The organism is Terrabacter sp. AAH1 (genome assembly GCF_054456855.1).
Genome location: NZ_JBTJJV010000002.1, coordinates 350,159 through 374,756, shown reverse-complemented (window position 1 = coordinate 374,756; position 24,598 = coordinate 350,159). Strand labels below are relative to the sequence as shown.

Sequence of the window (24,598 nt, the reverse complement as noted above, 5' to 3'; positions counted from 1 at the left end):
GACCTCGCCGTCGGGGTCGCCTCAGCCCGGGGCGGCCCTGACATCCACGCCCAGACGCTCGAGGTTGCCCGTCAACCAGCGGGCGTATGCCGTGAAGCCCCACCGGTGCGCGTCCGCCAGGGCGCGCCGCGCGCTGGCGACTGCGCCCGCCCGGTCGCCGGCGGTCACCTGCGCGAGAGCGAGGTAGCCGTCGACCGGACCGATGACGATGGAGATGCCGGCGAGCGTCATCCGACCGGAGTACGGGGTCAGCCGCGCCACCGCGCGGCGGGCGAGCCCCACGTCGGCGACGTAGCTCGCCGCCTCGGCCTCCAGCGTCTCGGTGACGAGGGTCTGCCAGCTCTCCTGGACCGGGAGGACGGGGTGGTCGCGCAGCTCCTCGGCCACGAGGTCGGGGCGGCCGGCGCGGCCGAGCAGGGCGTGGGCCGTGGCCCGCCCCAACGGGTGGAGCGCCATCAGGCGGAAGAACGTGACGTCGTCGCCGAGCCCGAGCCGCCAGATGTCCCGGACGAGGGCGATGACCGGCTTCGCGAGGTCCTCGGCCGTCAGCGACACCTGGGCGGCCCAGTCGAGGGTCACGGCCGCGAGCCGTTCGGCCTCGACATCGTCACCGCGCAGCGACGCGAGGCAGAGCTCGACCCAGTTGAACGTGTAGAGCAGGTAGGGCAGGCGCTCCCGGCGGGCGATGCGGTCGGCCTGGCCGGCGTGGCGCGTCCACGCGTCCACGTCTCCGAGCTCGAGGTGGTCGATCGCGAGGCTGATGAGCGAGACCGCCTCGGCCACGGTGTCGCCTGCGGCGCGGGCCGCCTCGACCGCTTCCGGGCCGGAGGCCAGTCTCGCCTCGGTCCGCGACGGGATCCACGAGGCGAGCCAGGCGGCGCGAAGTGCCCAGGCGAGCAGCTCGGCGTCCCCGACCCTCCGGGCCACCCCGAGCCCGGCGTCGACGAGCGCGGCGCGCTCCGCCGTCGCGTGCTGGTCGTAGTAGAGCTCGACCGCGAGCGAGAGCAGCAGCCGGGCGCGGTCGGGCGAGTCGGTCTCGGGCAGCACCCGGAGCGCCCAGCGCAGGTCGTCGACGGCGTCCTCGCGCACCTCCTGCCACGACAGAGGCTCCCAGACGCAGTAGTGCGAGAGGGCAGCGGCCGCGCGGGCGACCCGGTGGGGCGAACCGAGCGAGCGGCCCAGGGCGACGGCCTCGGTCGCCGCCTCGACGACGGCCGGCCAGTGGGCCGCGAAGGCGGCGTCGCGCGCGAGCTCGAGGAGCAGGTCCCACCGCTCCTCCTGGCTGGCGCCCGGCACCCGGCGGTGGGCCTCGACGGCCCGGGCCCGCAGGTCCATCGCGTCGCGGTACGCGGCCGCGCGGCGTGCCTGGGTCGCTGCGGCGTCGGCCGCACGCCACGCCTGCTCCGCATGGGTCGGTCCGCTCGCCGGCCAGTGTCGGGCCAGCTCGGCCGTCAGCTCGTCGTCGGTCATGGTGGTGCGCAGGCCCGGGTCGGTGGCCAGCGCGTGGGCGATCTGCGCGTGGACGCGGGCCCGCCGACGTGGTGGCGCCGAGTGGTAGACGGCGTCGCGGGCCAGCGCGTGGGCGAAGGCGTAGCCGTCGAGACCGTGGTCGACGAGCAGGCCTGCCGCACGCGCGGGCTCGAGGTGGTCGTCCACGAGGTCCGGGTCGGCACGGTCGGCGGCCGCGACGGTCTCGACGCGGAAGGACCTCCCGACGACGGCCGCCGTGCCGAGGGCGCTGACGGTGGCTGCCGGCAGGGCGGCGACCCGGCGCATGACGACCTCGCGCACGGTGGCGGGAACGGGCTCGTCGCCGGCGGTGGGCGCGCGGTCGCTCCTCTCGCCCGGCGCGGCCGGCGCGGCCGAGGCAGACGGGACGGCCGCACCGGAGCCGGTCGGCCCGAGCCGGGCCAGCTCGAGCAGGAAGAAGGGGTTTCCGGCCGTGCGCGCGTGCCAGGCGGCGGCGACGTCGTCGGGCACCGCTCCCGCGACGGAGTGCACGAGCGCCGCCGCGTCGGCCCCGCCCAGACCGGTGAGGTCCAGTCGCGCCCCGCCCCGGCGGGCGAACGCCTCGCCCACCTCGGCCAGTGCGCCGACGGGCTCGGGGTGCGACCTCCTCGACCCGACGACCACGAGCCGCGCCTCCGCCGGCGACACGTCGAGCAGGTGGCGCAGGGTGCGCAGCGTCGCGTCGTCGGCCCAGTGCAGGTCGTCGAGCACGACGAGGACCGGCTGCGCCTCGCTCGCGGAGAGCACGGCCGACGCGATCCGCTCCCACGTGCGGAAGGCCGACCGACCGGGGCCCAGCGCCTCCGCGTCGGCGACGACGTCGGCGAGCCGCGCCGGCGACGGCTCGGGCGACACGTCCTGCGGGTTGTCCCGGCCCGTCCGATGCATCTGCCCGTCGAGGGCGTTCAGCACCGAGAGCCAGGGCCACAGCGGCGGAGCCCCGTCGTCCTGCGAGCAGACCCCGGCGGCGACGACGAAACCTGCGCCTCGGGCTCTCGCGGCCAGGTCGCGCAGCAGCCGCGACTTGCCGATGCCCGGCTCGCCGACGACCAGCGCCGACCCAGCGCTACCCGCAACCGCATGGTCCAGCAGCGCGGACAGGACCGCACGCTCGGCGCCTCGACCGACGACTGCGTCGGTGGCCGGCGTCTCCCGAGTCGTCTCGGAGCGAACCCCGTCGCGAGGACCGCGCCCCGGCACCGGGTCACGCTTCCCCGCCGTCGGTTCCGGTGCCACAGCCATGGAGGCGCGTCTTCCCGGCAGCACCCCGGGCTCGCTGTCGCGCAGCCACTCGAGCAGGCCTGCGTCCTGGCGCAGCACCGCCCGCTCGAGGTCGCGCAGCTCGGGCCCGGGGTCGAGCCCGAGCTCGTCCGCCAGCCGTTCACGGGCCCGGCGCAGGTGGTCGAGCGCCTCCACCTGCCGCCCCGCCCTCACGAGGGCGAGGGCGTGCAGCGCGTGCAGGCGCTCGCGCGTCGGGTGCAGGTCGGTCAGCGGCTCGGTCGTCGCCAGCACGTTGACGTGCTCGCCCAGCGCGAGCAGACCGAGCAGCCGGGTCTCCTCGGCAGCGGTGCGGAGGCGCTCCAGGGAGGCACGCTCGGCCAGCACGTCCGGGTGGTCGGGCAGGTCGGCATACGGCTCCCCCGCCCAGAGCCCGAGCGCCTCGTCGAGCCGGTCGACGGTCTCCGCGACGAGGTCGCGCGAGGGCCACTTCGACGTGAGGCTGCTGCCGTCCGTCGGCGCGAGCTGCGAGCCCAGCGGGGCGAGCGAGCGCTCCGACTGGCGAGTGACCTCGGCGAAGCGGTGGGCGTCGACGGCGTCGGGTGGCACCGACAGCACGTAGCCGTGGTCGGTGCGACCCAGCACCGACGGCTCCGTGCGGCTGCGCCGACCGGGCTCGATCGCCTTGCGCAGGCCCGAGATGTACGCGTGCAGCGCACCGTGAGCGGCCGGCGGCGGCTCCCCCGCCCAGACGAGGTCGGCGAGCAGGTCGACGGGCACCGGTCGGCCCGGGCGCATCGCGAGCGCCGCGACGATCGACCGCGGCTTGCGCGCACCCAGGTCGATCGGCTCGGCCTCGACGCCGTCGGAGGCGCTCGAGCCGTGCGGGGTCGCACGTTCGGCGCGGCTCCCACCGAGGACGAAGACGTGCATGTCGCCAAGGTAGCCAGCAGGCCCGCGTCCCGTGGCCGTTCGCCCGAGAGGCCCGAACCGGCGCGCGCCGCCGCAAGCCGCTCGCAAGCGAAACCCAAGACGCAGGCGGAACCCTCGATGGAGACGACCCGCACCGACCATCCCGAGTCAGGAGCCCTCGATGAGCACCGCCGCCCAGCCGCTCACACCTGCATCGGCCGCACCGGCCGCACCGACGACAGCGCGCGTCGCGACGCTCCTCGTCGTGGCCCAGCTCGCGCTCGTCGGCGTCGATGCCCTCGGTGGCGTCCTCGCCGTCGCCGCCGGGGTCAACACGTGGGCGGAGGCCTGGGGACCCGCGGCCCTGCTCGCTGCGCCCCTGCCGATGGTGGCGGGGCAGGTGGCCCTGACCGCGCTGTCGGTGTCGACCCGGCGCCGGTGGGGAGCCGTGCCGGCGACGCTGCTCACGCTCGCCTGCTTCGCCAGCATCGCGTCGGGGTTCTTCGACGGCGGCCTCGGCAACGCACGCCTCACCCCGTGGCTGTCCGCCTTCCAGGTGCTCCTGCTCGTCGTGACCGGCATCGTCGGCCTGCTCGCCGCCGCACGGGCCCGCGAGCTCGCCCGCAGCCGCGCCGAGCACTGAGCACCGAGCACCGAGCACCGAGCACCGAGCACCGAGCATCAGCGCGACAGGACCGCCATGATCGCTCCGGACGCCGCGACCTGACCGGCGGCCGCCGCCATGGTCACCGACGCCATCGGCATCGGGTAGGCGGGCAGGTGAGCGAGGTCCCCACCGGCGAAGACGCCGGGGCGGCTGGTGCGGCCGAACTCGTCGACGCGCACGCAGCCCGACGGGTTGAGCTCGAGCACGAGCTGCTCTGCGAACGGCGCGGACTGGGTCATCGCCGGCTTCACGAAGAGGCCCGCGACCTGCTCGGAGGACTGCGCACCGTCCACGCCCTCGAGAGTCACGCGGACGCCGCCGTCGCGGCGCTCGACCGAGAGGACCCGTCCGGTCCGCACCCGGGGACGGTCGTCCCAGCCGTCGGGCAGCGCCTCCCCGTCGGTGAACACCACGAGATCGGAGGCGACCCGGTCGAGCATGGCGCTCAGGTGCGGCGCGATCGCGGCGCCGAGGATGCCGACACGCTCACCCGAGAGCTCGTGGCCGTGGCAGAAGGGACAGTGCGCGACGAGGTCGCCCCACAGGTCCTCCAGACCGGGCACCGGCGGCAGGGTGTCGCGCACGCCCGTGGCGAGCACGACGGCATACGCAGTGACGGTCGAACCGTCGGCGACGCGGAGGCGGAAGGTGCCGTCGGCCTCCTCGACGGACTCGACCCGCTCCTCCCGCACGCTGACGGTGTCGTATGCCGTCAGCTGCTTGCGCGCGAGGGCGCGGAACTCCTCGGGCGGGGTGCCGTCGTTGCCGACGACGTTGTGCATGTGGCTGACGGCGGCGTTGCGGTAGTTGCCGTCGTCGAAGAGGACGGCGTCGCGGTGGAGGCGGCCGATCGAGAGGGCGGCCTGGAGGCCGGCGGGGCCGCCTCCGATGATGGCGATGTCGGTGTGCACGGTGTCTCCCTGCTGTCGTTGCGGCTCTTGAGGATCGAGCGTGTACCTTCATGTGGGGATGAAGGCAAGCGAGCGCGAGCAGACCTGGACCGTAGGTGAGCTGGCGGCTCGTTTCGACCTGCCGACGAACGTGCTTCGGCACTGGGAGACGCTCGGGCTGCTGACCCCGGAGCGTGACGCGTCCGGCTACCGGCGCTACCGGCACGGGGACCTCGTGCGGGTCGCCGTCATCGTGCGCAACAAGGCCGCCGGCATGACCCTCGAGCAGATCGGGGTGCTGCTCGACGGCGAGGCGGCCGGCCGGCACGAGGTGCTCGAGGCGCACCTGCGCGACCTCGACGAGCGGGCGCGGTCCATCGAACGGTCGCGCGAGATGACCGAGCACGCCCTGCGGTGCCGCGCCCACGACATCGTCGCCTGTCCCCGCTTCGCCCAGCACGTCGCCGACCTCACCGACGGCCGCGCCGACCGTCCCCGCACCACCGACTGGGAGTAGCCCCGACCCTCCACGTCCCTATCGAGAGAACGCTCCGTCACGTGCCCGAGCGTTCTCTCGATGGGTTACGTCGAGAGCGAAGGGTGCTTGGCGGGCCCGGGGCCGGCGGGCAAGGATCTGCGCATGAGACTTCTCGTGCTCGGAGGCACCCACCACGTCGGCCGCGCGTTCGTCGAGGCCGGGCTCGCCCGCGGCGACGAGGTGACCACCCTGACGCGCGGCCTCACCGGCCACGCCGTCGAGGGCGCCGACGCCCGGCACGCCGACCGACTCGACCCCGACGCGATGCGGGCCGCGCTCGGCGACGACGAGTGGGACGCGGTCGTCGACACCTGGTCGGCCGCCCCCGTCGCGGTGCAGACCTCAGCTCGGCTCCTGAGCGGCCGCGTGCCGCACTACACCTACATCTCGTCGCGCTCGGTCTACGCCTGGCCTCCCGAGCCAGGCGCCGACGAGAATGCACCCGTCGTCGAGGGCGACGCCTCCTCGACCGACGACGCCGACTACGCCGCGGCGAAGCGAGGTGGTGAGCTCGCCGTCCAGGCCGAGTTCGAGGGCGACATCGCGATCGCACGCGCGGGGCTGATCCTCGGGCCCTACGAGATCGTCGGCCGGATGCCGTTCTGGCTCAACCGGATCGCGGCGGGTGGGCGAGTGCCGGCCCCCGGTCCCCATGACCGGCCGCTGCAGTACGTCGACTGCCGCGACATCGCCGACTGGGCCCTCGGGGCCCGCCCCGTCGGCATCTTCAACACCGTCAGCAAGCCGGGGCACACGACGATGGGCCTGCTCCTCGACGAGGTGAAGTCGGTGACGGGCAGCGACGCAGAGCTCGTGTGGGTCGACCCCTCGACGGTCGAGGCGGCCGAGGTGTCGCCCTGGACCCAGCTGCCGATCTGGGTGCCGCCCACCGGTGAGTACGTCGGCCTGCACGACTGCGACGTGTCTGCCGCGTATGCCGCCGGGCTGAGCCCGCGACCGATGCCCGAGACCGTGGCCGACACGTGGGCGTGGCTGCAGCGCGAGGGGGTGCCCGAGCGGCCCACGAACCGCGGCGACGGCCCGATGGACGCCGAGGCCGAGGCCCGCCTCCTCGCCGCCCACGATGCAACCACCTGACGGCCTGACGACCTGACGGCGTCGTGGGTCAGCGGGTGCGGGCGCGGTGGGCGGCGGCCTTGACGCGGCTCTGGCACTGCGGGGAGCAGAAGCGCCGCGTGCCGTTCCTCGACGCGTCGACGTAGACGCGGTCGCACGCCGGGGCCGCGCACACCCCGAGACGCCCTCCGAGGTCGCTGCCGAGCGCGACGGCGAGGCCCGACGCGAGCCCTGCCTGCCATCCGCGCACGTAGCCGTCGTCGGGACCGTGGAAGTGCAGCTGGTGCCGGCCCGTCCCGTCGGCGTCGAGCCGCGGCCGGGCCCCCGTGCTCTCGAGCAGCTCGTTGACGGTCGCCGCCGCCGCGTCGAGGTCGTGGCGCTCGGCCGACTCGAAGACGGCACGGACCGCGGGCACCACCTCGACGAGCGACAACGCCTGCGCCTGCGTCGGTCGCGAGCGCCGGTCGGGCCCTGACGTCGCATCGGCGACGCCGACGACGAGCGCCTCCCCGGTCGGCGGCTCGTAGACGACCCCTCGGGCGTCGCCGGGCGTGACGAGGTTGACGAGGTCGACCGCGACGGCCAGCAGCCGTTCGATGTGACTGTCGAACTGCACTTGACCAGTCACCTCCTCACATCTAGCGTCGTGACTACCAAAGTCTACTTCGACAGTCAGGACGACCATGGGTCTACCCGGGCAGCTGCGGGTGCTCATCCTCGCGCGGTGCGTCAACCGCCTCGGCGGCTTCTCGATGGCCTTCCTCGGCGTCCTGCTGCTGCGCGACCTCGACGCCGGTCCCGCAGGCACGGCCTTGGTGCTCACGTGCTTCGGGCTGGCCACGATCCCGTCGCGTCTGCTCGGTGGCCACCTCGCCGACGCGTGGGGACGCCGCCCGACCATGCTGCTCGGCCTCTCGGGCTGCACTGTGGCCCAGCTCGTCATCGCCGCTGCACCGACGTACGCGTGGGCTCTCGCCGGCGCGGTCCTCCTCGGCCTCGCCTACGAGATCGTCGAGCCCCCGACCCAGGCGCTCGTCAGCGACCTCGTGCCGGCGGACGACCGCTCGTTCGCCTACTTCGCCCTCAACGCGTCGCTCGCTGTCGCCGGCGTCCTCGCCGGCCTCGTCGCGGCAGCCGTCTCGGGCTTCGGCCTGCGCTGGCTCTTCGTGGTCGACGCGGCGACCTGCCTGGCCTGCGCAGTCCTCGTCGCGGGGGCCGTCCCGGCGTCGCGGCGACCTCCGGCGCAGGGCCCACTCGACCAGGAGGAGGCGGCGGATCCCGTCGGGAACTGCACACTCGACGAGAAGGATGATCGAGTGCCCGGTTCCCGACGCGGCTCCGACTCGCCGGGGCAGCGGTGGGTCGGGGCACTGACGGACCGCCGGCTCGTGCGTGTCGTCGCCCTGGGCACGGTCGCCGCGACCGTGACGATGGTCGTCGTCTTCGGGGTGCCGCTCCTCGTCGAGCAGCGCGGCATGGCCCCGTCGGTCACGGGCTGGGTGCTCGCGGCCGGCGCCGCTGCCAGCGTCCCCGGCGCGCGGCTCGTCGTGGTGCTCCGGCGCCGCGTGGGCGACCGCGGCGTCCTGCTCACGGGCGAGGCCACCGCAGCGCTGGGCCTCACAGCCCTCGCCCTCGCCGACGGGCCGCTCGCCCTCGCGGCCGGGCTCGTCGTCTTCGACGTGGGCGGCCTCCTCGTCATCTCGACGATGATGGCCGGCGCCGGCACCCTCGCCCCGGAGGGCAGCCGGGGCACCTACCTCGCCGTGCTGGGACTGACGTGGGGACTCGCCACGACGGCGGCGCCGGGCATCCTCACGACGCTCGGGACGGCGTACGGCCCCGGGGCGCCCTTCGCGGCATCGGCGGCCGCGCTGCTGGTGGCGGCCGTCGTGCGCGCCGTGACCGAGCCGGGTCAGCGACGTCAGCGGCCCCGGTTGCGGCGACGCACGTCCTTGGGCGGCTTGCCCCCGGCATACGACCGGTCGGGGTCGACGACGTAGCCCTGGCGCAGCGCCTCACGGCCGACGAGCATGCGGAAGCCCATCCGGTCGCGCTTGCTCAGCGTCACCTCGGCCGGGACCGTCCGCCCACCGAGACGCAGGTCCACGCGGATGACGAGCCGACGCTGCACGTGGCCGCTGGACGAGCGCACCTTGCGGCGGTCGTGGACGGGGCACTCGACGACCGTGGGGTCGTCCTGCGAGTCCTGCCACGGGTGCACGGTGAAGCGCACCCAGGGGCGGCCGTCGTGCTCGAACTCCTCGACGTCCTCGGCGTGCAGCGACGACGTGCGGGCGCCGGTGTCGATCTTCGCCTTGACCCACGGCAGCCCCACCCCGGGCATACCGACCCACTCCCTCCACCCCACATGGGTGCTTGAATAGGCCGGCCCGGACACCCGCCCATCTTGGCAGGACCTCTGCATGAAACTCGCGATCCTCTCGCGCGCGCCGCGCGCCTACTCGACCCAGCGCCTGCGCACCGCGGCGCTCGACCGGGGGCACGAGGTGAGAGTCCTCAACACGCTCCGCTTCGCCATCGACCTGACGGGGCCCGAGCCCGACCTGCAGTTCCGCGGGCGGCCGCTCTCCGACTACGACGCGATCCTCCCGCGCATCGGCAACTCGATCACCTACTTCGGCACCGCCGTCGTGCGCCAGTTCGAGCAGATGGACATCTACACGCCGAACACCGCGAACGGCATCGCCAACGCACGTGACAAGCTCCGCGCCACGCAGATCCTCTCGCGCCACAACATCGGTATGCCGGCGACGACCTTCGTGCGCAACCGCGCCGACGTCATCCCCGCCATCGAGCGCGTCGGGGGCGCGCCGGTCGTCATCAAGCTGCTCGAGGGCACGCAGGGCATCGGCGTCATCCTCGCGCCGGAGATCAAGATCGCCGAGGCGATCATCGAGACGCTGCACAGCACGAAGCAGAACGTGCTCATCCAGAGCTTCGTCACGGAGAGCAAGGGACGCGACATCCGTGCCCTCGTCGTCGGTGACCGGGTCGTGGCCGCAATGCGGCGCCGGGCGAACGGCGACGAGTTCCGCTCGAACGTGCACCGCGGCGGCACCGTCGAGCCGGTCGAGCTGACGCCGGAGTACGAGCAGGCTGCAGTGCGCTCGGCCCAGATCATGGGCCTGCGCGTGGCCGGCGTCGACATGCTCGAGGGGAACGACGGGCCGCTCGTCATGGAGGTCAACTCCTCCCCCGGGCTCGAGGGCATCGAGGCCGCGACGAACCTCGACGTCGCCGGCGCGATCGTCGACTACATCGCCGGCCAGGTCGCCTTCCCCGAGATCGACGTGCGCCAACGCCTCACCGTCTCGACGGGATACGGCGTCGCCGAGCTCGTCGTCCACGCCGGCGCCGACATCATCGGCAAGACGATCGGCGAGTCGGGCCTCGAGGAGCACGACCTGCAGGTGCTCACGCTGCACCGCGGCGCGAGCGTCATCCCCAACCCGCGCCGCCGCGTCGTGCTCGAGGCGGAGGACCGCCTCCTGTGCTTCGGCCGGCTCGAGGAGATGCGGTCGATGATCCCGCAGCGGCGCCGCCGCCGGGCCAAGGTGCGCAAGCTGCCGACGGAGCCGATCCACACCGTCGCGTGACGATCGCCTGAGGCGCGTCCGGCAGCGTCAGAGCGGCGTTCGAGGCGCTCGACCCTCCGGCGTACGCGTGGCGGCCGGGCCGGGCGTGTCCGCCGCGTGCGTCTCGGGTGCCTCGCCGGCGCGGAGCTGGTCCACCTCGGACTTGAAGATGCGCACCGACCGGCCGAGGCTCCTGGCCATGTCGGGCATGCGCTTCCAGCCGAAGAGCAGAGCGACGGCGATGATGATGACGATGATCTCCGGTCCTCCGAGATCAGCCATGGCAACCTCCTGACGGTCGGCGCCCACCCGTCGCCGGGCGCGTGGCGATGCGGCACCGTAGGCCGGCCGGGTGGGAGGGCACCGTGCCCGGGCTGGGAACCAGCCGTGAGTCCAGCGTCCGGGCCCACCCCGCATCGGCCTGGTGCGGCGGGGCGTGCCGTCACGGGTTGGTTTGTGTGCCAAGGTTTCTCACCGTGCCAAGACTCCCTCAGCGTGCCACTGCGCAGCACCCGCGCACCCTCGCTGCCGCCCTGGTTGCCGCTCTGACGGTGCTCGTGGGCGGATGCGGGCTCCCGGTCCTGACGGGGGCGGCACCGGGTGGCCGGGACCACGCGCCGACCGAGGTCGACGGGTCGCGCCCGGGCACCACGAGGAGCCTGCCCGCCCCGATCACCCCGACGATCTCGGCAGCCCAGGCGCGCGCGGCGCTCTCGCAGCTCGACCGGCTGCCGGTCAAGGGACGAGCCCCGAAGACCGGCTACTCCCGGGAGCAGTTCGGTCCGGCGTGGACCGACGACGCCGACGTGGCCGGCGGTCACAACGGGTGCGACACCCGCAACGACGTGCTCCGCCGCGACCTCACCGCAGAGCGCCTCAAGCCCGGCACCCACGGCTGCGTCGTGACGTCGGGGCGGCTCGCCGACCCCTACACGGGACGCGTCATCACCTTCGAGCGCGGCCCCTTCTCGTCGAAGGTCCAGATCGACCACGTCGTCGCCCTCGGTGACGCGTGGGTCAAGGGTGGGCAGGCGCTGACGCGCGAGCAGCGCATCTCGCTGGCCAACGACCCGCTCAACCTCCTCGCCGTCGACGGCCCGACCAACGGTGCCAAGCGCGACTCCGACGCTGCCTCCTGGCTGCCGCCGAACCGCGCGTTCCGCTGCACCTACGTCGCACGACAGGTGGCGGTCAAGACCCGCTACCACCTGTGGGTGACCGCGGCCGAGAAGGCCGCGGTCACGCGGGTCCTCACCACCTGCCGCTGACCACGCCGAGGCGGGTCGAGGTCAGGGCGCCACGGTGCTGACGGCAGGCTCGTTCGCGTCCACGTCTCGCTGCCGCGCCCGAACTGCGAGTCGCAGCAGCAGGGCGAACCCGCCGCACAGCACGAGGGGGACCGCGAGCGCCGTCCCCACGCGCACGTCGAGCACCGGAGTCATGACCGCTCCCGCCGCGATCATGAGTACGGCGGTGACGAGCAGCTGGAGGCCTGCCACGCGCCCACGGGCCCGCCCCTCGGCCAGGCGCATCAAGGCAGACATCGTCAGGCTGGCCGACGTCCCCGCCGCTGCGCCGAGCACCGCGAGCGCCACCGCCGCCGCTGCTGCCACCGAACCCGCAAGGGCGAGGACGACCAGAGCCAGCACCTCCACCGACACCAGTACGGGCAGGGACCGGCGCGGCTCGAGCACCGATGCGGGCACCCGACGCACCACCACGACCGCCGCCGCCGAACCGGCGACCAACGCACCTTGCAGCACCGGCAGCATCCTCGGTTCTGCGGCGAACGTCGACTCGCTCGTGGCGAGGACGTAGAGCGACATGAGGTAGATGAGCACGCCGTCGTGGCTGGCGAGCACGGCCTGTCGCAGCAGCGGCCGGTCGCGACAGAGGCGGACGGTGTCGGCCCACCCGCCGCCGGAGACCTTGGCATCACCGTTGGCGCCGGAGCCCCGTCGCGCCAGCACGGCCATCACCGACGCCATCGCGACGTAGCTGCCCGCGTTGAACCACACCACGGTGGAGGCCTCGAGGCGTCCCGCCAGCGCCCCGAAGAGCAGAACTCCCAGCAGGAAGCCGCCTTGGCGGACCGCGATGAACCCGGCGTTGTAGGTCTCGTAGGCCCGCTCGGGCACGAGGTCCACGACGAGACGGAACGTGGCGGAGATGTAGAACGGCTTGACGAGGTTGATGGCGAGGGTGGCCACCACGACCGCAGGCAGCCACGACCCGTGCAGCAGCAGCACTGCGGCGACCGCCATCGCGAACGCGCGCACAGTGTCGAAGGCCGCGCAGAGCCGCGCGGCCGGCAGCCGGTCGGGACCGGTGACGCCCTGCGCGAGCAGCTTGAAGCCGAACTCGCTGAAGACGACGAGGGCGTAGCCGAGGATGGAACCGGTTGCCGCGTGGATGAGCTGGCCGACGGCCAGGGTGTAGGCGCCGTTGCCGACGTTGGTGAGGAAGAAGCCGGCGAGTAGGGCCGACGGCCCCGCCCCGAGCGCCGGGTTCTGCCGTGACGCGTCACGCCGGTGCATAGACGACCGGCTCCCATTCGTGACGGAGCACGTCGAAATCGCGCGCCAGCACGTCGAAGTCATGGTTCGTGGCGAACACCCTGACGGCGCGGTCGCGCGTGCCGCTCCCACCGTCGGACACCAGCCCCGGCCGGGCGGCGGCCGTCAGCTCGTGCGTGCTCTCGATCGGTGGGCTGGTCACCTCGACGACACGGCCGCGTCGCCACGGGTACCAGCACCACGCGACCCACGGACCCGGGGCGGGGTCGAGCGACACGGGGAGACCGAGCTGGATGCGGAAGAACACCGACTGGTAGCTCACCCCGCTCTGCACGGCATACGCCCGTGGGCAGTCGCCGCCCGGGCTGCGTGCCGCGACCTCGAGGAAGACGAGCTCACGGCCGGTGTCGAAGAACTCGAGGTGGGTGGTGCCGTCGATGAGAGGGCCGAGCGCGGCGAGGCACGAGTCGTTGAAGGCGAGCATCCGTTGCCCGAGATCGCTGTGGGGCGGCAGCGTCAGCGTGCCCAGGGGCCGTTCGCTGACCGTCTCGGCGTTGGGGAATGAGTCGAGCGACGTCTGGGCGTGCACGACCTTGCCGTCCTGCACCACACAGTCGACGTGGAGCAGCTCTCCGGTGACGAACTCGTCGACCTCGAACTCGTCGTGGTCGATGTCGTCGCGTTCGAGCCAGTCGACGAGCTCGGCCATCGAGTCGATGCGGACGGCGCCCTCACTGCACGTGCCGGCCACCTGCTTGGCGAAGGCCGGCAGTCCGGTGACGGCTACGACGGCAGCAGCGGTACGTGCGACGGCACCCGCCGTCTCGCCCTTCGGTCGCACGTCGGCGACCCGCACCCAACGCGGCACCCTGACACCCGCTGCCGCGACCAGCTCCTTCATGAGGGGCTTGTCGGTGAAGCGGAGCACTTGTTCCACCCGGGCCCCGGGCAGGCCCAGACTCTCGCGCAACCGGGCGGCGAAGAGCATGGAGTACTCGTCGTGCGTCACGAGCAGCACTCCGTCGGCTCCCGTGTCGCTCTGGGCCACGATGCCCGAGACGACAGAGCCCAACGCGTCGAAGGTCCACGCGCCGACGGAGTGCACCGCGTGCACGTGCGCTCGCTGGTCGTCGGTGAGCGCGACACCGCCTCTCGTGAGCGTCACGACGTGCAGGCGCTGGTCGCGTCGTGCGATGTCGGCGAAGTCGAACTTGAATCGGCTCGTCTTGTGGAGGATGACGACGTCTCTCATGGCTGCTCCCCGGTCAGGACGAGGCCCCGGTAGCCGGAGCGGAGGAACTCGAAGTCGGCGCGGGCGTCGGCCGCGTTGTCACTGGTGACCAGCATTCCGGCCACCCGCTCCTGCACGTGCCGGGCGTCGCGCAGGTCATCGCCGGGAGCGCATCGCCAGTACGACTCCACCGTGCCGCGAGTGGACGGGTCGTCCGTCCGCAGCACGCGCCCTGCGCGCGAGGGGACCCAGAGCCAGGTGCCGAACGCCTTGGGCCACGGCTTGGTGGCACCGAACCAGTCCGGCAGCCGACCGTCGTCGTGCGCTGCCGCGTCGATCGTCGCGGCGTGGAGGTTGAGGCCGAGGACCCGGTCGTACAGCTCGGTGATCATGCCGCCACCCGGGCGGGCCGCGACCTCGAGGAACACGGGAACACCACCGTCCTCCGGCACGAACGCCTCGAGGTGGTAGACGCCGTGCCCGGCGCCCAGTGCGTTCAGGGCCTTGGCATTGAGCTGGCGCAAGGGCTCGGTCCGCGGGTCGTCGTCGGCAAGGGGGATGCTGCCGACGGCCTTGCCGTCGAGGAACTCTGCGTTGGGCCAGGTGTACTCGGCGACGACCACCTGGGGCGGTGCGCCCGGGCGGCTCACCGTGTCGACGTGACAGAGCACGCCCGTCACGAGGGCGTCGGCCTCGTAGACGCGACCCGGCGCACGCGCAGCCTGCACCTCGTCCCAGGCCTCCCCCGACGCCACCCTGGCCACGCCGATGCTGCCCGCGCCGTCGACGGGCTTGACGACGAAGGGAGAACCGAGCCGCGCCGTCAGCTGCTCGTGCGTGGGCCACTCTCCCGCCGCGGGCAGCAGCTGCCAGTCCGGCAGTCGCACGATGCCGGCGAGGCGCTGCTTCATCACGGACTTGTCGGCAAAGCGGCGCACGACCTCCGGTCCCATGCCAGGCACACCCGCGGCCTGCCGCACGGCGGCGAGCGGAACGACGAGGTCCTCGTCGAACGTCGCCACCCGTCCGCGATCGTCACCCGAAGCCGCGGCGACGACGAGCGCCGCGACGTCATCGTCCGGCACGACGACGACCTCGACAGCACGCTCTCGGTCGACGGGGCGCACCTTGCCGACGAAGGACTCCGGCACGACGATCCGCACGGGGTGGCGCACCTGGGTCCAGTCGATCTTGAGGCGGGTGCTGTGAGCGACCAGGGTCACGGTCATGCGCTGCGCTCCTCGGGATCGGCCTCGCCGACGACGTCCTCATCCACGCGCCCACCCACGCGCTCACCCACGCGCTCGCCCACGCGCTCGCCCACGCGCTCACCCACGTGGGCGCCGCTGGTCGTGGCCACGGCCGCCGCCAGGAGAAGCCGCGGGACGTCGGCGATGCCGACCGCCACTGCGTCGATACCGATCTCGGCCGCCAGCGCCACGGCGGTGTCGTGCCCGGCCTGCTCGCCGCACACGGTGAATGTGATGGCGGGGTTGGCTGCTCGCGCCCGGTCGACGCAGACCCGCACGAGCTCGGCCACGGCGGGGTCCAGCTGCACGAAGGGGTCGTGCGGGTACCAGCCGGCCTCGAGGTAGGGCTGCAGCACTCGTGCCACGGTGTCGCCGCGGGAGAGCCCGAACACCTGGGCGGTGAGGTCGTTGGTGCCGAACGAGAGGTAGTCGACGTGCGGGGCGATGTAGCCGGCCAGCAGGGCGGCTCGCGGGGTCTCCACCATGGCACCGATGCGTACGCCGGTCTCGTGCCCGGCGAACACCTCGCGGACTGCCGCGGCCAGGGCGACGACCTCCTCGGGGCTCGACACCATCGGCAGCGTGACGTGGGCGGTTGCGCCGGTCGACGCGGCAGCCTTGCGGAAGGCACGCAGCTGGGCGCGGCAGAGCTCGGGATCACGCAACAGCAGACGCGCACCACGCAGCCCGAGCATCGGGTTGGTCTCGGCTGCGGCCGCGCAGCGGGCGCGCACCGTATCGACGGGCTCGCCGAGGTGGGCGGCCAGCTCGGCCCATCCCGACTCGTCGTCGGCCGCGGGCGCGAACTCATGTGACGGTGGGTCGAGCAGGCGCACGTAGACAGGCAACCCGTGAGCCGCATTGAAGGCCTGCACCACCGACTCGTCGACGAGCGACTCCAGTCGGTCGAGGTGGTGGACGCGGTCCGGGCCGGCACCGAAGAGCGCAGCGCGCACCGTGAGGAGGGCGTCGCCCGCGACGAGCATGTGCTCGAGGCGCGGCTCGAACCCGGTCGCGTGGCGGTCCCGCGCCCGACCGATCTCGCGTCCGGTGTCGGCGTTGGCGAACACGTGCAGCCCGGTGTGTCGACGGGCCACGTCGAGCAGCTCGTCACACTCGGGAGGATGCCCGGCGCCCCCGACCCCGGGGCGGTCACCGTCGCGCAGCACGTGGAGCGCGCCGTGTAGGGCGTCCACGGCGACCTGACGGCCCAGCGACTCCCGGCGCAGCCCAGCGGCCAGGCCGGGCGCGACCTGGACGAGCGGCAGGCCCGCGGACCGGGCCAGGATGACGGCGTGCGCGGTGGCGTCCTCCGTCACCGTGACGACCGCGGCGAACCGGTGTGCGTGCCGCAGCAACCCGACGTCGAGCCGATCGCACAGCAGGACGACGAGCTCAGACGACTCTTTGGTCGGAGCGCCCGAGACGCCCCCCGCGCTCGCGATGTCCTGGTCGGTGTCGGACGAGGCGCGCCACGAGGCGGCGTCGACGAGCCTGCCGGATCCTGACCCGCGGGAGAGCACCGTGGCCGGCAGGCCTTCGTCGGGGGCGAGGGCCAGGGGTGGGTCGACCAGGAGCGCGAGATCGTCCGGGGTCACGACCCGCAGCAGCGTCGCCGTGTCGATTCGACCCACGCGATGGGCCGCGAGTCCGTGACGCAGCCGCTCGAGCGCCGCTGGCCCCGTCATCGTCCCGACTCGGCCAGCAGCCGGCCGCCGGTGATCGTCTCGGCGAAGGAGAACCGGTAGCCGCCGAGGACCTCGACCGGACGCAGTGCGCTCAGCTCCTCCCAAGGGCTGTCGAAGAGCTCGAGCGTGGCCGAGCCCCTCCACACGTCGGCGACGGCCTGGTCGCGGCTCCCGCCCGTCACGAGCTCGTCGACGGACCCGCCGTGCTCGGCCCAAGCGGGGAAGATGCGCGAGTGGGCCAGCGGCGCCGTCATGAGGTCTGGCACCGTGTCGGCCGGCTCCTCGAGGAACACCTCGAGGCGGGCCAGGCGCTCGTCGTGCGCAGCAAGGGTGCCCCCGAGCCTCGTGCCGGGAGCCGGGGCGCACCCTGCGCGGCCCACGGGGAAGCTGCGGGTCATCCCGATCGAGCCCAGCTTCTTCGGGTATCCCTGCACGAGCCCGCGCACGAGAGAAAAGTCCTTGTCCACCCAGCAGAACGGGGCGCGCACCACGAAGTCGCCGGTGTCGGCCCGCCGCGCGGACAGCGCGATGTAGAACTCGTGGTAGCGCGAGCGGACCGGTTCGACGAGCTCGGACCCGTCGTCGGTGCACGACTGCCAGTCGCCGACGATGGCAGCGGCACGTGGTCGGTCACCGTCAGGGACGAGCCCGGCCGGCAGGAAGGCGGCGAGGACGTCCGGGTCGACGGTGTACTCCACCAGCAGGACGTCTCCGGAGAAGTGCCACGGGGGCGGCGGTACCAGGTTCGCGGTGCCGCGGGGGCTGAGCGGTGCGGTGTACCCCGCCAGCCGCTGGTTGGTCGTGGTGGTCACGCGATCACCCTTCCGTCGCTCGTGGACCGATAGGCCCGTGACTGGCGCAGGTCGCGGGTCAGGTTCATCCGCTTGAACCAGCGGTCGGTTCCATCGAACCGGGGCGTGAATGCCTCGCGGCCGTGCACGGCGCGATGGTTGTCCAGCACGACGATGTCGCCGGGTCCGAGCACCACCGGTTGCAGCGTGCGGCTGATCTGCTCCTGCGCGAGGCGAAGTGCGTCCGCAGCCAGCGCGTCGCCGGGCACCGGCTCCGCGAAGTGCTGGTCGACGGCGACGTAGGGCGCCTCGGGCGCCCCGTAGAAGACAGGACGGGCGGGGGGCTCGTCGCGGAGCGACTCGATCCGCGCACGTCCCCGCGCGAGCACGTCGTCACCGAGCAGGTCGCGTACGCGTTGGCCGACCCCCTGGAAGTGCGACCCGTCGGGCAGGAGCCGGAAACGGGGTTCGGTGAGCACGGCGGCGACGTCGTCCGGCAGGTCGTCCGGCGCAGGCACGGCCACCGTGGTGCCGGCAGCGTCGTGGTTGCGCAGGCACATCAACGCCAGGTAGTCGGCGCGAAGCGGGTGGAAGCCGTCCTCGGTGTGCCACGTCAACGCGGTGCGTGAGCCGCTGCCGAGCTGCTCGTCCTCGTGGCCGCGCACGGGCACGATGTCGTGCACGACGCGGCCGTCCTGCTTCGTCGCCCACGCGACGGCGTCACCGACGAGCGCGGTCACGAGGCCGAGCCACGCGAGCTCGCGGCGCGTGCGGGCCCCCTCGTCGCTGTGTTGCCACGAGTCGGGTGTGCGGCCGATGCGCTCGTCGTCCACCGGGCAGCCGCGCACCACGAGAACGGCGGCATCCTCACGCACGCGGAACGACAGCAGCCGGCGTCGCAGCCCCTCGGGCAGACCCTGCGCCACGGCCAGGCACTCGAAGAGCCAGTCGGGGTCATCGGTCGGCAGGCTCGTGAGGGCGGGGTTCGCCTCCACGAGCGCGTCCACGGTCTCGATCTCGTCGGCGCACAGCTCGTACTCGGCGACCCACGGACGCGTGTGCGTCGCGGTCACGGGCGCACGTCCTCCCACACGTCGGCGATGACGTCGCAGGCGGAGTCGATGACCTCGGGGTCGCGGGCGAGGGCGATCCGCAGCTGCGCCGAGCCCTCCGACGGCGCGTCCCAGTGGAACGGACCGCACGGGAGCACGTGAACCCCGCGCTCACGCAGACGCCCGTTCATGTCGTCGGCGACCGAGGACGACGGCAGCTCGAGCCGGGCGACCGACACCGCTGCGGGTGCGTCGAGGAGCGTGACGCCGGGGAGGTCGGCGACGAGGCGTGCCACGCGTCCGCGGTTGGTGGCGACGAGGGCGTGCAGCTGCTCGAGTCCGCCGTTCGCGCCGTCGAGCGCGAGCTGTTCGACGAGTGCCAGGACGAAGGGCGAGACGCTCAGGAGGATGTCGCTCAGGGCGTGCTCGACCGGCCGCCGCCAGTGGTGGCTCACGGCCACGAATCCCAGCTTCAGCTCGGAGACGGGCCAGAGCTTGCCGGTGTCCTCGATGACGACGTAACGGACGCCGGAGTCCTCGAGCAACGCGTAGTGGTCGAACTGCGTCTGCGGCTCGAAGCCACGGAAGGACGTGTCGAGGCACACGGTCAGGTCGTAGGTGACACACTCCTCGACCAGTCGGCGAAGGGTCGGCTCGTCGAGGAACTGACCGGTCGGGTTGTTCGGGGTCGTGAGGAAGATCGCGGTCGCACCGTCGGCAAAGGCTGCCGCGACGCCGGTGGCGGGGTCGAACGGCTCGGGCAGCGGCACGATGCCGAGCTGGCGCGACAGCAGGTCGTGGATGTTGTCGAAGGTGGGGTGGAGCAGTGCGACGCGTTCGTCGGACTCGGCCATGGCGTAGCCGACGGCCGTCGTGGCGACGCTGCTCGAGTAGACGCTGAAGACGCGTCCCTCGGCGATCGGTGCGCGGTGCTGGCCGAGCATGCCGAAGAAGGCTCGCTGGGCTCGCGGCTCGAGGTCGCGCAGGGGTGTGCGCGTGGCTTCGTCGAACAGGTCGGGCATGGCGTCGACGATGGCGCGCTGCGCCGGGGTGAGGCTCTGCCGCGGGTGGCCGTCCGAGAGGTTGACCTCCGAGTCGATCGCGACCTGCTCGAGCTCGGTCAGGTTGGTGGTGGCCGTGGTCACCGTTGTCATCGTGCTTCCCCTGTGTGCGTGGTGGGCGCGACCCTGTCGCCGCGACCCATCGGGCGTCGCCCGGTCCGGGCGCATCGGCGCCGAACGTTACGTGGCGCGGCGACCGCGATCGGCCACCTCCGAGGACCGGGAACCCTGTGTGTTCGCCGCCCACACCCTCCCTGACCTGCGCTGATGTGGCCACGGAGGTCGATTTAGCCTGCTGGCTTCTTGACGAAGTTTTTACGGAGCGCAGAGTTCGTCTTTACGCCAGAGACGGAGAAGCACATGACCCCTCAACCGAGCAGGGCGGCCACCCCGTCGAGGACGAGTTCGAGGCCAGGCTCGAACTCGCGGGCGAACGTGTATCCGTCTGCGAGCACGACGTGCTGGGCGAACCAGGGCCATGCTGGGGTACGCGGCGAGGAGCTCGGCGAGCGGACCGGTGCTGACGAAGTCGGCCGCCTCGGCGCCCGAGTCGAACGGCAGCGTCGTCTCCTGCAGGACAAAGCCGTAGACGAAGGCGTCGACGACGGCATACGCGTGCGCGACGTGTCGGGGACTGAAACCGCCCGCGCGGAGGCACGCGATGTTGGCGTCGTGGTAGGCCAGGGTCGCCGGCCCGGGCGTGCGGCGCGACTCCATGAGGGGCAACGCCCACGGGTGCCGGCCGAGGACCTCGCGCACCGACAGCGACCTGCGACGCAGCTCGACGCGCCAGTCGCCTGAAGCGTCGGGGAGGACGACCTCGGCGTAGACACGGTCGACCATGCCGTCGAGCAGCGCGTCCTTGTTGGCGACGTGGTGGTAGAGCGACATCGCCTCGACCCCGAGCTCGCCGGCCAGCCGGCGCATCGTCAGTCGGCTGAGGCCTTCCGCGTCGGCCATGACGACCGCGGCGTCGAGGACGCTCTCGCGGGTGAGCTTGCGCGGGGGCACCGGACCTCCAGAGGGGGTTGTCAACCTTACGGCGTAATGCTAGCGTCGGCTCGTACCTTACAACGTAAGAGAGTGAGTCCTGACATGGAGTCTCTCGGACACCAGCCCTCCGACCTGACCACCTCACAGGCGTCCTCGACGGGGACCTCGCCCCTCCCGGACCACGGGCGGGCCGTCACCCGGCGCCGCTACGGCGGCGTCACCGAGCTGCAGGTCGAACGCATCCCACGACCCGAGCCCGGCCGTGCCGAGGTGCTCGTGAAGGTGGCAGCCGCAGGCCTCGACCGCGGCGCCCTGCACCTGCTCACCGGCACCCCGTATGCCGCCCGCGCCGCCTTCGGGCTCCGCCGGCCGCGTCAGCCGGTGCTGGGCTTCGAGGTCGCCGGCGAGGTGGTCGCCCTCGGTCCGGAGGTGGCGGGTCTCGCGGTCGGTGACCGCGTCTTCGGCACCGCCGCCGGCTCCCTCTCCGAGCTCGCCGTCGCCCGAGCCGCCCAGCTGGCGACCACGCCGGCCGAGGTCAGCGACGAGCAGGCCGCGACCCTGAGCATCTCGGGCGGTACCGCTCTCGAGGCCGTGCAGCGCCACGCTCAGGTGGAGGCCGGCCAGCGGGTCCTCGTGCTCGGCGCCTCGGGCGGCGTCGGCAGCTTCGCCGTGCAGATCGCCGCCCACCTGGGCGCCGAGGTCACCGCGGTGTGCAGCGCCGGCAAGGCGGACTTCGTCCGCGCCCTGGGGGCGCAGCACGTCGCCGACTACCGCACCACGACCGTCGGCGAGCTCGCCGGCCCCTTCGACGCCGTCATCGACGTCGCCGGCAACCGACCGATCAGCGAGCTGCGCCGGGTCCTGACCCCGACCGGCACGCTCGTCATCGTCGGCGGTGAGGGCGGTGGCCGATGGCTGGGCGGCCTGCACCGCAACCTCGCCGCAGCAGCCCTCGACCCGTTCTCGCGCCAGCACCTGACCTGGTTCGTCACCCGCCAGTCCCGAGAGCTGCACGCCAGGCTCGGCGACCTCGTCGCGACCGGTGCGCTGCGGCCGGCCATCGATCGCACGGTCGGCCTGGACGGCGTCGCCGACGCCCTGACAGCCATGGAGCAGGGCACGCTGCTCGGCAAGGTCGTCGTCCGCCCCTGAGCGTCCCGGACCCCGCCGCCAGAGCGCCGGCGCACGGGACTTGACTTTGACGCTGCGTCAGGGTTGCACGCTCGTCCCATGACAACGACACACGCCATCGAGATCGTCGGACTGACGAAGTCCTACGGCGAGACCGCGGTGCTGCAGGGCGTCGACCTCCGCGTCCCGGCGGGATCCGTCTTCGCGCTGCTCGGCAGCAACGGGGCCGGCAAGACCACCACCGTCAGGATCCTCGCCACGCTGCTCGCCGCCGACAGCGGGTCCGCCCGCGTCAACGGCCATGACGTGGCCACCGAGGCCGCCCGGGTCCGCGAGTCGATCAGTCTCACAGGACAGTTCGCCGCCGTCGACGAGATCCTGACCGGCCGCGAGAACCTCGTCCTCGTCGCGCAGCTGCGACGGGTCGCCGAGCCCGGACGCGTCGCCGACGACCTGCTCGACCGGTTCGGTCTCACCGACGCGGGCGGTCGACGGGCCGGCACCTACTCGGGCGGCATGAAGAGGCGGCTCGACATCGCGATGAGCCTCATCGGCGACCCTGCCGTGCTCTTCCTCGACGAGCCGACGACGGGCCTCGACCCACAGTCACGGCTCGAGGTGTGGAGGACCGTCCAGGACCTCGCCGGCCGGGGCACCACCGTGCTGCTCACGACCCAGTACCTCGACGAGGCCGAGCACCTCGCCGACCGCATCGCCATCCTGCACGAGGGCCGGATCATCGCCGACGGCACGCTCGCCGAGCTCAAGGCGCTCCTGCCGCCCACCGAGATCGAGTACGTCGAGAAGCAACCGACGCTCGAGGAGATCTTCCTGTCCATCGTCGGCCACTCGACCCCCGCGAACTGAGGACCACCCATGACCACCCACGCCCTCGGCGACACCACCGTCCTGACCAAGCGGTCGCTGCGCCACATCCTGCGCAGCCCCGACACGATCATCACCACGGCCGTCACGCCGATCGCCATGCTCCTGCTCTTCGTCTACGTCTTCGGAGGCGCCATCGACGCGGGCAGCCAGTCGTACGTCGACTACCTGCTGCCCGGCATCCTGCTCATCACCGTCGCGTCGGGCATCGCCTACACGGCCTTCCGGCTCTTCACCGACGTCTCCGGCGGCATCTTCGAGCGGTTCCAGTCCATGCCGATCAGCCGATCCTCGGTGCTCTGGAGCCACGTCCTGACCTCGGTCGTCGCGAACCTCATCTCCCTCGTCCTCGTCGTCCTCGTCGCTCTGCTCATGGGATTCCGTTCCGGCGCAGGGCTGCTCGCGTGGCTTGCGGTCGTCGGCATCATGGTCCTGTTCACCCTGGCCCTCACGTGGCTAGCGGTCATCCCCGGCCTCACGGCGAAGTCGGTCGACGGGGTGAGCGGCTTCTCCTACCCGCTCATCTTCCTGCCGTTCGTCAGCTCGGCCTTCGTGCCGACGGAGGGCATGCCCGGGCCGGTCCGCTGGTTCGCGGAGCACCAGCCGGTCACCTCGATCGTCGACACGATCCGGGCGCTCCTCGCGGAGCAGCCGGTCGGCACCGACGTCTGGGTCGCGCTCGCATGGTGCGTCGGGCTGCTCGTCGTGGCGTACGTCCTCGCGCTGCGCACCTACCGCGCCAAGGTCACCTGACGACGTGCCGGGCCACACGGCATACGCCATCTCGCCCCCGCGTCAGGAGAATGGGGCCATGCTCACGATCAGCCAGCTCGCCGCGTACGCGGGCGTGACGGTCCGCGCGGTGCGGCACTACCACGCGAAGGGGCTGCTGCCGGAGCCCGAGCGCGACCGCTCCGGCTACCGTCGCTACGACGCGGCGGCCGTGGTGCAGCTCGTGCGCATCCGCACGCTCGCCGACGCCGGCGTGCCGCTGGCGCGGGTGAGCGAGCTGCTCGACGCGGGCGACGAGGAGTTCGCGGCGGCGGTCGAGCAGATCGACCGCCGACTGCGGGCCGAGATCCGTGAGCGTCAGCGGCACCGTGACCGCATCGCGAAGCTTGCCGCCGGCGACAGCCTCAGCCTGCCGCCCGCGGCCGTCGCCTACGTCGAGCGGATGCGCGAGCTCGGCTTCCCGCAGCGGATCATCGAGATCGAGCGGGACAGCTGGATCCTCATCGCCGCGCAGATGCCCGACGCCGTTGCAGACCTCATGGAGATCAAGCAGCTCCAGCTCGAGCACGAGGGGCTGCGGCGTCTCTACCTCGACTTCGCCGACCTCGTCGACTGCGGGCCCGACGACCCGCGCCTGCCCGCGCTCGCCGACCGCGTCGCGGCGTTCATCGAGGCGGCCGCAGCCGAGGCCTCCGACTTCGAGGACGTGCACCCCGTCAGCAGGGAGCTCGTCGAGCTGCTCGACGCCGCGTTCCTCGAGTCGTTCCCCTGCGCGGCGCGCCTGCTCGAGCTGCTCGAGGAGCGCGGCTGGACCGGGTGGACCGACATCCGGCGCCTCGAACCAGCCTGAGGCGCAGGCGA

Annotated in this window: 23 protein-coding genes; 10 read left to right on the top strand and 13 right to left on the bottom strand. The window is 72.8% G+C overall.

The features are described 5' to 3' along the window. Positions 1–21: 21 nt before the first annotated feature. Complete coding sequence (locus ACXR8F_RS05700) at positions 22–3,660, bottom strand: BTAD domain-containing putative transcriptional regulator (protein WP_458799107.1); 3,639 nt, start codon at positions 3,658–3,660, stop codon at positions 22–24. A gap of 160 nt (positions 3,661–3,820) precedes the next feature. Between ACXR8F_RS05700 and ACXR8F_RS05695 the strand changes: the two genes are divergently transcribed. Continuing rightward, positions 3,821–4,282, top strand: a complete 462-nt coding sequence (locus ACXR8F_RS05695) for a hypothetical protein (RefSeq protein ID WP_458799106.1) — start codon at positions 3,821–3,823, stop codon at positions 4,280–4,282. 38 nt (positions 4,283–4,320) lie between these two features. Here ACXR8F_RS05695 and ACXR8F_RS05690 read toward each other — a convergent pair whose 3' ends face one another. Continuing rightward, on the bottom strand, positions 4,321–5,217 hold the full coding sequence (locus tag ACXR8F_RS05690) for an NAD(P)/FAD-dependent oxidoreductase (RefSeq protein ID WP_458799105.1): 897 nt from the start codon (positions 5,215–5,217) through the stop codon (positions 4,321–4,323). A gap of 58 nt (positions 5,218–5,275) precedes the next feature. On the opposite strand from ACXR8F_RS05690, the gene ACXR8F_RS05685 reads away from it, so the two are divergent. After that, entirely contained in the window at positions 5,276–5,713 is a 438-nt protein-coding gene (locus ACXR8F_RS05685) for a MerR family transcriptional regulator (protein WP_458799104.1), read from the top strand. Positions 5,714–5,836: 123 nt separating this feature from the next. Then, a complete protein-coding gene (locus tag ACXR8F_RS05680; RefSeq protein ID WP_458799103.1) occupies positions 5,837–6,832 on the top strand; it encodes an NAD-dependent epimerase/dehydratase family protein in 996 nt (331 codons plus the stop codon). Positions 6,833–6,860: 28 nt separating this feature from the next. Here the strand turns inward: ACXR8F_RS05680 and ACXR8F_RS05675 are convergent, their stop codons facing one another. Continuing rightward, complete coding sequence (locus ACXR8F_RS05675) at positions 6,861–7,427, bottom strand: CGNR zinc finger domain-containing protein (RefSeq protein ID WP_458799102.1); 567 nt, start codon at positions 7,425–7,427, stop codon at positions 6,861–6,863. Between the two features lie 67 nt (positions 7,428–7,494). Between ACXR8F_RS05675 and ACXR8F_RS05670 the strand changes: the two genes are divergently transcribed. Continuing rightward, complete coding sequence (locus ACXR8F_RS05670; protein ID WP_458799101.1) at positions 7,495–8,811, top strand: MFS transporter; 1,317 nt, start codon at positions 7,495–7,497, stop codon at positions 8,809–8,811. Here the strand turns inward: ACXR8F_RS05670 and ACXR8F_RS05665 are convergent. Continuing rightward, the gene (locus ACXR8F_RS05665) at positions 8,733–9,155 is read right to left on the bottom strand and encodes an ATP-dependent zinc protease family protein (RefSeq protein ID WP_458799100.1); all 423 of its coding nucleotides are present in this window, start codon (positions 9,153–9,155) and stop codon (positions 8,733–8,735) included. The two genes, ACXR8F_RS05670 and ACXR8F_RS05665, sit on opposite strands and share 79 nt — an antisense overlap. A gap of 79 nt (positions 9,156–9,234) precedes the next feature. Here ACXR8F_RS05665 and ACXR8F_RS05660 point away from each other — a divergent pair, with 79 nt between their 5' ends. Continuing rightward, complete coding sequence (locus tag ACXR8F_RS05660; protein ID WP_045189177.1) at positions 9,235–10,428, top strand: RimK family alpha-L-glutamate ligase; 1,194 nt, start codon at positions 9,235–9,237, stop codon at positions 10,426–10,428. A gap of 27 nt (positions 10,429–10,455) precedes the next feature. Here the strand turns inward: ACXR8F_RS05660 and tatA are convergent, their stop codons facing one another. Continuing rightward, positions 10,456–10,689, bottom strand: coding sequence for a Sec-independent protein translocase subunit TatA (gene tatA, locus ACXR8F_RS05655; protein ID WP_458799099.1), 234 nt, complete (start codon positions 10,687–10,689; stop codon positions 10,456–10,458). Positions 10,690–10,883: 194 nt separating this feature from the next. Here tatA and ACXR8F_RS05650 point away from each other — a divergent pair, with 194 nt between their 5' ends. Then, complete coding sequence (locus ACXR8F_RS05650; protein WP_458799098.1) at positions 10,884–11,675, top strand: HNH endonuclease family protein; 792 nt, start codon at positions 10,884–10,886, stop codon at positions 11,673–11,675. 21 nt (positions 11,676–11,696) lie between these two features. On the opposite strand, the gene ACXR8F_RS05645 is transcribed toward ACXR8F_RS05650, so the two are convergent. The 8 genes from ACXR8F_RS05645 to ACXR8F_RS05610 all read right to left on the bottom strand — a co-directional run bounded on the left by ACXR8F_RS05645 (position 11,697) and on the right by ACXR8F_RS05610 (position 21,007). Beyond that, positions 11,697–12,944: an MFS transporter gene (locus ACXR8F_RS05645; RefSeq protein WP_458799097.1), complete on the bottom strand. Its 1,248-nt coding sequence runs from the start codon at positions 12,942–12,944 to the stop codon at positions 11,697–11,699. Further along, positions 12,931–14,175, bottom strand: coding sequence for an ATP-grasp domain-containing protein (locus ACXR8F_RS05640; RefSeq protein WP_458799096.1), 1,245 nt, complete (start codon positions 14,173–14,175; stop codon positions 12,931–12,933). The genes ACXR8F_RS05645 and ACXR8F_RS05640 overlap by 14 nt, the downstream gene beginning before the upstream one ends. Beyond that, a complete protein-coding gene (locus ACXR8F_RS05635) occupies positions 14,172–15,383 on the bottom strand; it encodes an ATP-grasp domain-containing protein (RefSeq protein ID WP_458799095.1) in 1,212 nt (403 codons plus the stop codon). The genes ACXR8F_RS05640 and ACXR8F_RS05635 overlap by 4 nt, the downstream gene beginning before the upstream one ends. After that, a complete protein-coding gene (locus tag ACXR8F_RS05630) occupies positions 15,380–17,092 on the bottom strand; it encodes a putative PEP-binding protein (RefSeq protein WP_458799094.1) in 1,713 nt (570 codons plus the stop codon). Before ACXR8F_RS05630 ends, ACXR8F_RS05635 begins: the two co-directional genes overlap by 4 nt. Continuing rightward, complete coding sequence (locus tag ACXR8F_RS05625) at positions 17,089–17,904, bottom strand: acetoacetate decarboxylase family protein (RefSeq protein ID WP_458799093.1); 816 nt, start codon at positions 17,902–17,904, stop codon at positions 17,089–17,091. Before ACXR8F_RS05625 ends, ACXR8F_RS05630 begins: the two co-directional genes overlap by 4 nt. Next, on the bottom strand, positions 17,901–18,956 hold the full coding sequence (gene gntD, locus ACXR8F_RS05620) for a guanitoxin biosynthesis L-enduracididine beta-hydroxylase GntD (RefSeq protein ID WP_458799092.1): 1,056 nt from the start codon (positions 18,954–18,956) through the stop codon (positions 17,901–17,903). The genes ACXR8F_RS05625 and gntD overlap by 4 nt, the downstream gene beginning before the upstream one ends. Continuing rightward, entirely contained in the window at positions 18,953–20,089 is a 1,137-nt protein-coding gene (locus ACXR8F_RS05615; protein WP_458799091.1) for an aminotransferase class I/II-fold pyridoxal phosphate-dependent enzyme, read from the bottom strand. The genes gntD and ACXR8F_RS05615 overlap by 4 nt, the downstream gene beginning before the upstream one ends. A 222-nt stretch (positions 20,090–20,311) precedes the next feature. Continuing rightward, positions 20,312–21,007: a TetR/AcrR family transcriptional regulator C-terminal domain-containing protein gene (locus ACXR8F_RS05610; protein WP_458799090.1), complete on the bottom strand. Its 696-nt coding sequence runs from the start codon at positions 21,005–21,007 to the stop codon at positions 20,312–20,314. A gap of 84 nt (positions 21,008–21,091) precedes the next feature. Between ACXR8F_RS05610 and ACXR8F_RS05605 the strand changes: the two genes are divergently transcribed. From ACXR8F_RS05605 to ACXR8F_RS05590, 4 genes are all read left to right on the top strand, one after another. Beyond that, positions 21,092–22,141: an NAD(P)-dependent alcohol dehydrogenase gene (locus tag ACXR8F_RS05605; RefSeq protein ID WP_458799089.1), complete on the top strand. Its 1,050-nt coding sequence runs from the start codon at positions 21,092–21,094 to the stop codon at positions 22,139–22,141. Between the two features lie 78 nt (positions 22,142–22,219). After that, on the top strand, positions 22,220–22,987 hold the full coding sequence (locus ACXR8F_RS05600) for an ABC transporter ATP-binding protein (protein WP_458799088.1): 768 nt from the start codon (positions 22,220–22,222) through the stop codon (positions 22,985–22,987). Positions 22,988–22,996: 9 nt separating this feature from the next. Continuing rightward, positions 22,997–23,758: an ABC transporter permease gene (locus ACXR8F_RS05595; RefSeq protein ID WP_458799087.1), complete on the top strand. Its 762-nt coding sequence runs from the start codon at positions 22,997–22,999 to the stop codon at positions 23,756–23,758. Positions 23,759–23,816: 58 nt separating this feature from the next. After that, positions 23,817–24,587, top strand: a complete 771-nt coding sequence (locus ACXR8F_RS05590; RefSeq protein ID WP_045189166.1) for a MerR family transcriptional regulator — start codon at positions 23,817–23,819, stop codon at positions 24,585–24,587. Positions 24,588–24,598: the final 11 nt, after the last annotated feature.

What these genes read in the sequence shown, in the direction of transcription:
- ACXR8F_RS05700 (WP_458799107.1), bottom strand. Translation starts at nt 3,660, where the DNA reads ATGCACGTCTTCGTCCTCGGTGGGAGCCGCGCCGAACGTGCGACCCCG.
- ACXR8F_RS05695 (WP_458799106.1), top strand. Translation starts at nt 3,821, where the DNA reads ATGAGCACCGCCGCCCAGCCGCTCACACCTGCATCGGCCGCACCGGCC.
- ACXR8F_RS05685 (WP_458799104.1), top strand. Translation starts at nt 5,276, where the DNA reads ATGAAGGCAAGCGAGCGCGAGCAGACCTGGACCGTAGGTGAGCTGGCG.
- ACXR8F_RS05680 (WP_458799103.1), top strand. Translation starts at nt 5,837, where the DNA reads ATGAGACTTCTCGTGCTCGGAGGCACCCACCACGTCGGCCGCGCGTTC.
- ACXR8F_RS05670 (WP_458799101.1), top strand. Translation starts at nt 7,495, where the DNA reads ATGGGTCTACCCGGGCAGCTGCGGGTGCTCATCCTCGCGCGGTGCGTC.
- ACXR8F_RS05665 (WP_458799100.1), bottom strand. Translation starts at nt 9,155, where the DNA reads ATGCCCGGGGTGGGGCTGCCGTGGGTCAAGGCGAAGATCGACACCGGC.
- ACXR8F_RS05660 (WP_045189177.1), top strand. Translation starts at nt 9,235, where the DNA reads ATGAAACTCGCGATCCTCTCGCGCGCGCCGCGCGCCTACTCGACCCAG.
- tatA (WP_458799099.1), bottom strand. Translation starts at nt 10,689, where the DNA reads ATGGCTGATCTCGGAGGACCGGAGATCATCGTCATCATCATCGCCGTC.
- ACXR8F_RS05645 (WP_458799097.1), bottom strand. Translation starts at nt 12,944, where the DNA reads ATGCACCGGCGTGACGCGTCACGGCAGAACCCGGCGCTCGGGGCGGGG.
- ACXR8F_RS05640 (WP_458799096.1), bottom strand. Translation starts at nt 14,175, where the DNA reads ATGAGAGACGTCGTCATCCTCCACAAGACGAGCCGATTCAAGTTCGAC.
- ACXR8F_RS05635 (WP_458799095.1), bottom strand. Translation starts at nt 15,383, where the DNA reads ATGACCGTGACCCTGGTCGCTCACAGCACCCGCCTCAAGATCGACTGG.
- ACXR8F_RS05630 (WP_458799094.1), bottom strand. Translation starts at nt 17,092, where the DNA reads ATGACGGGGCCAGCGGCGCTCGAGCGGCTGCGTCACGGACTCGCGGCC.
- ACXR8F_RS05615 (WP_458799091.1), bottom strand. Translation starts at nt 20,089, where the DNA reads ATGACAACGGTGACCACGGCCACCACCAACCTGACCGAGCTCGAGCAG.
- ACXR8F_RS05605 (WP_458799089.1), top strand. Translation starts at nt 21,092, where the DNA reads ATGGAGTCTCTCGGACACCAGCCCTCCGACCTGACCACCTCACAGGCG.
- ACXR8F_RS05600 (WP_458799088.1), top strand. Translation starts at nt 22,220, where the DNA reads ATGACAACGACACACGCCATCGAGATCGTCGGACTGACGAAGTCCTAC.
- ACXR8F_RS05595 (WP_458799087.1), top strand. Translation starts at nt 22,997, where the DNA reads ATGACCACCCACGCCCTCGGCGACACCACCGTCCTGACCAAGCGGTCG.
- ACXR8F_RS05590 (WP_045189166.1), top strand. Translation starts at nt 23,817, where the DNA reads ATGCTCACGATCAGCCAGCTCGCCGCGTACGCGGGCGTGACGGTCCGC.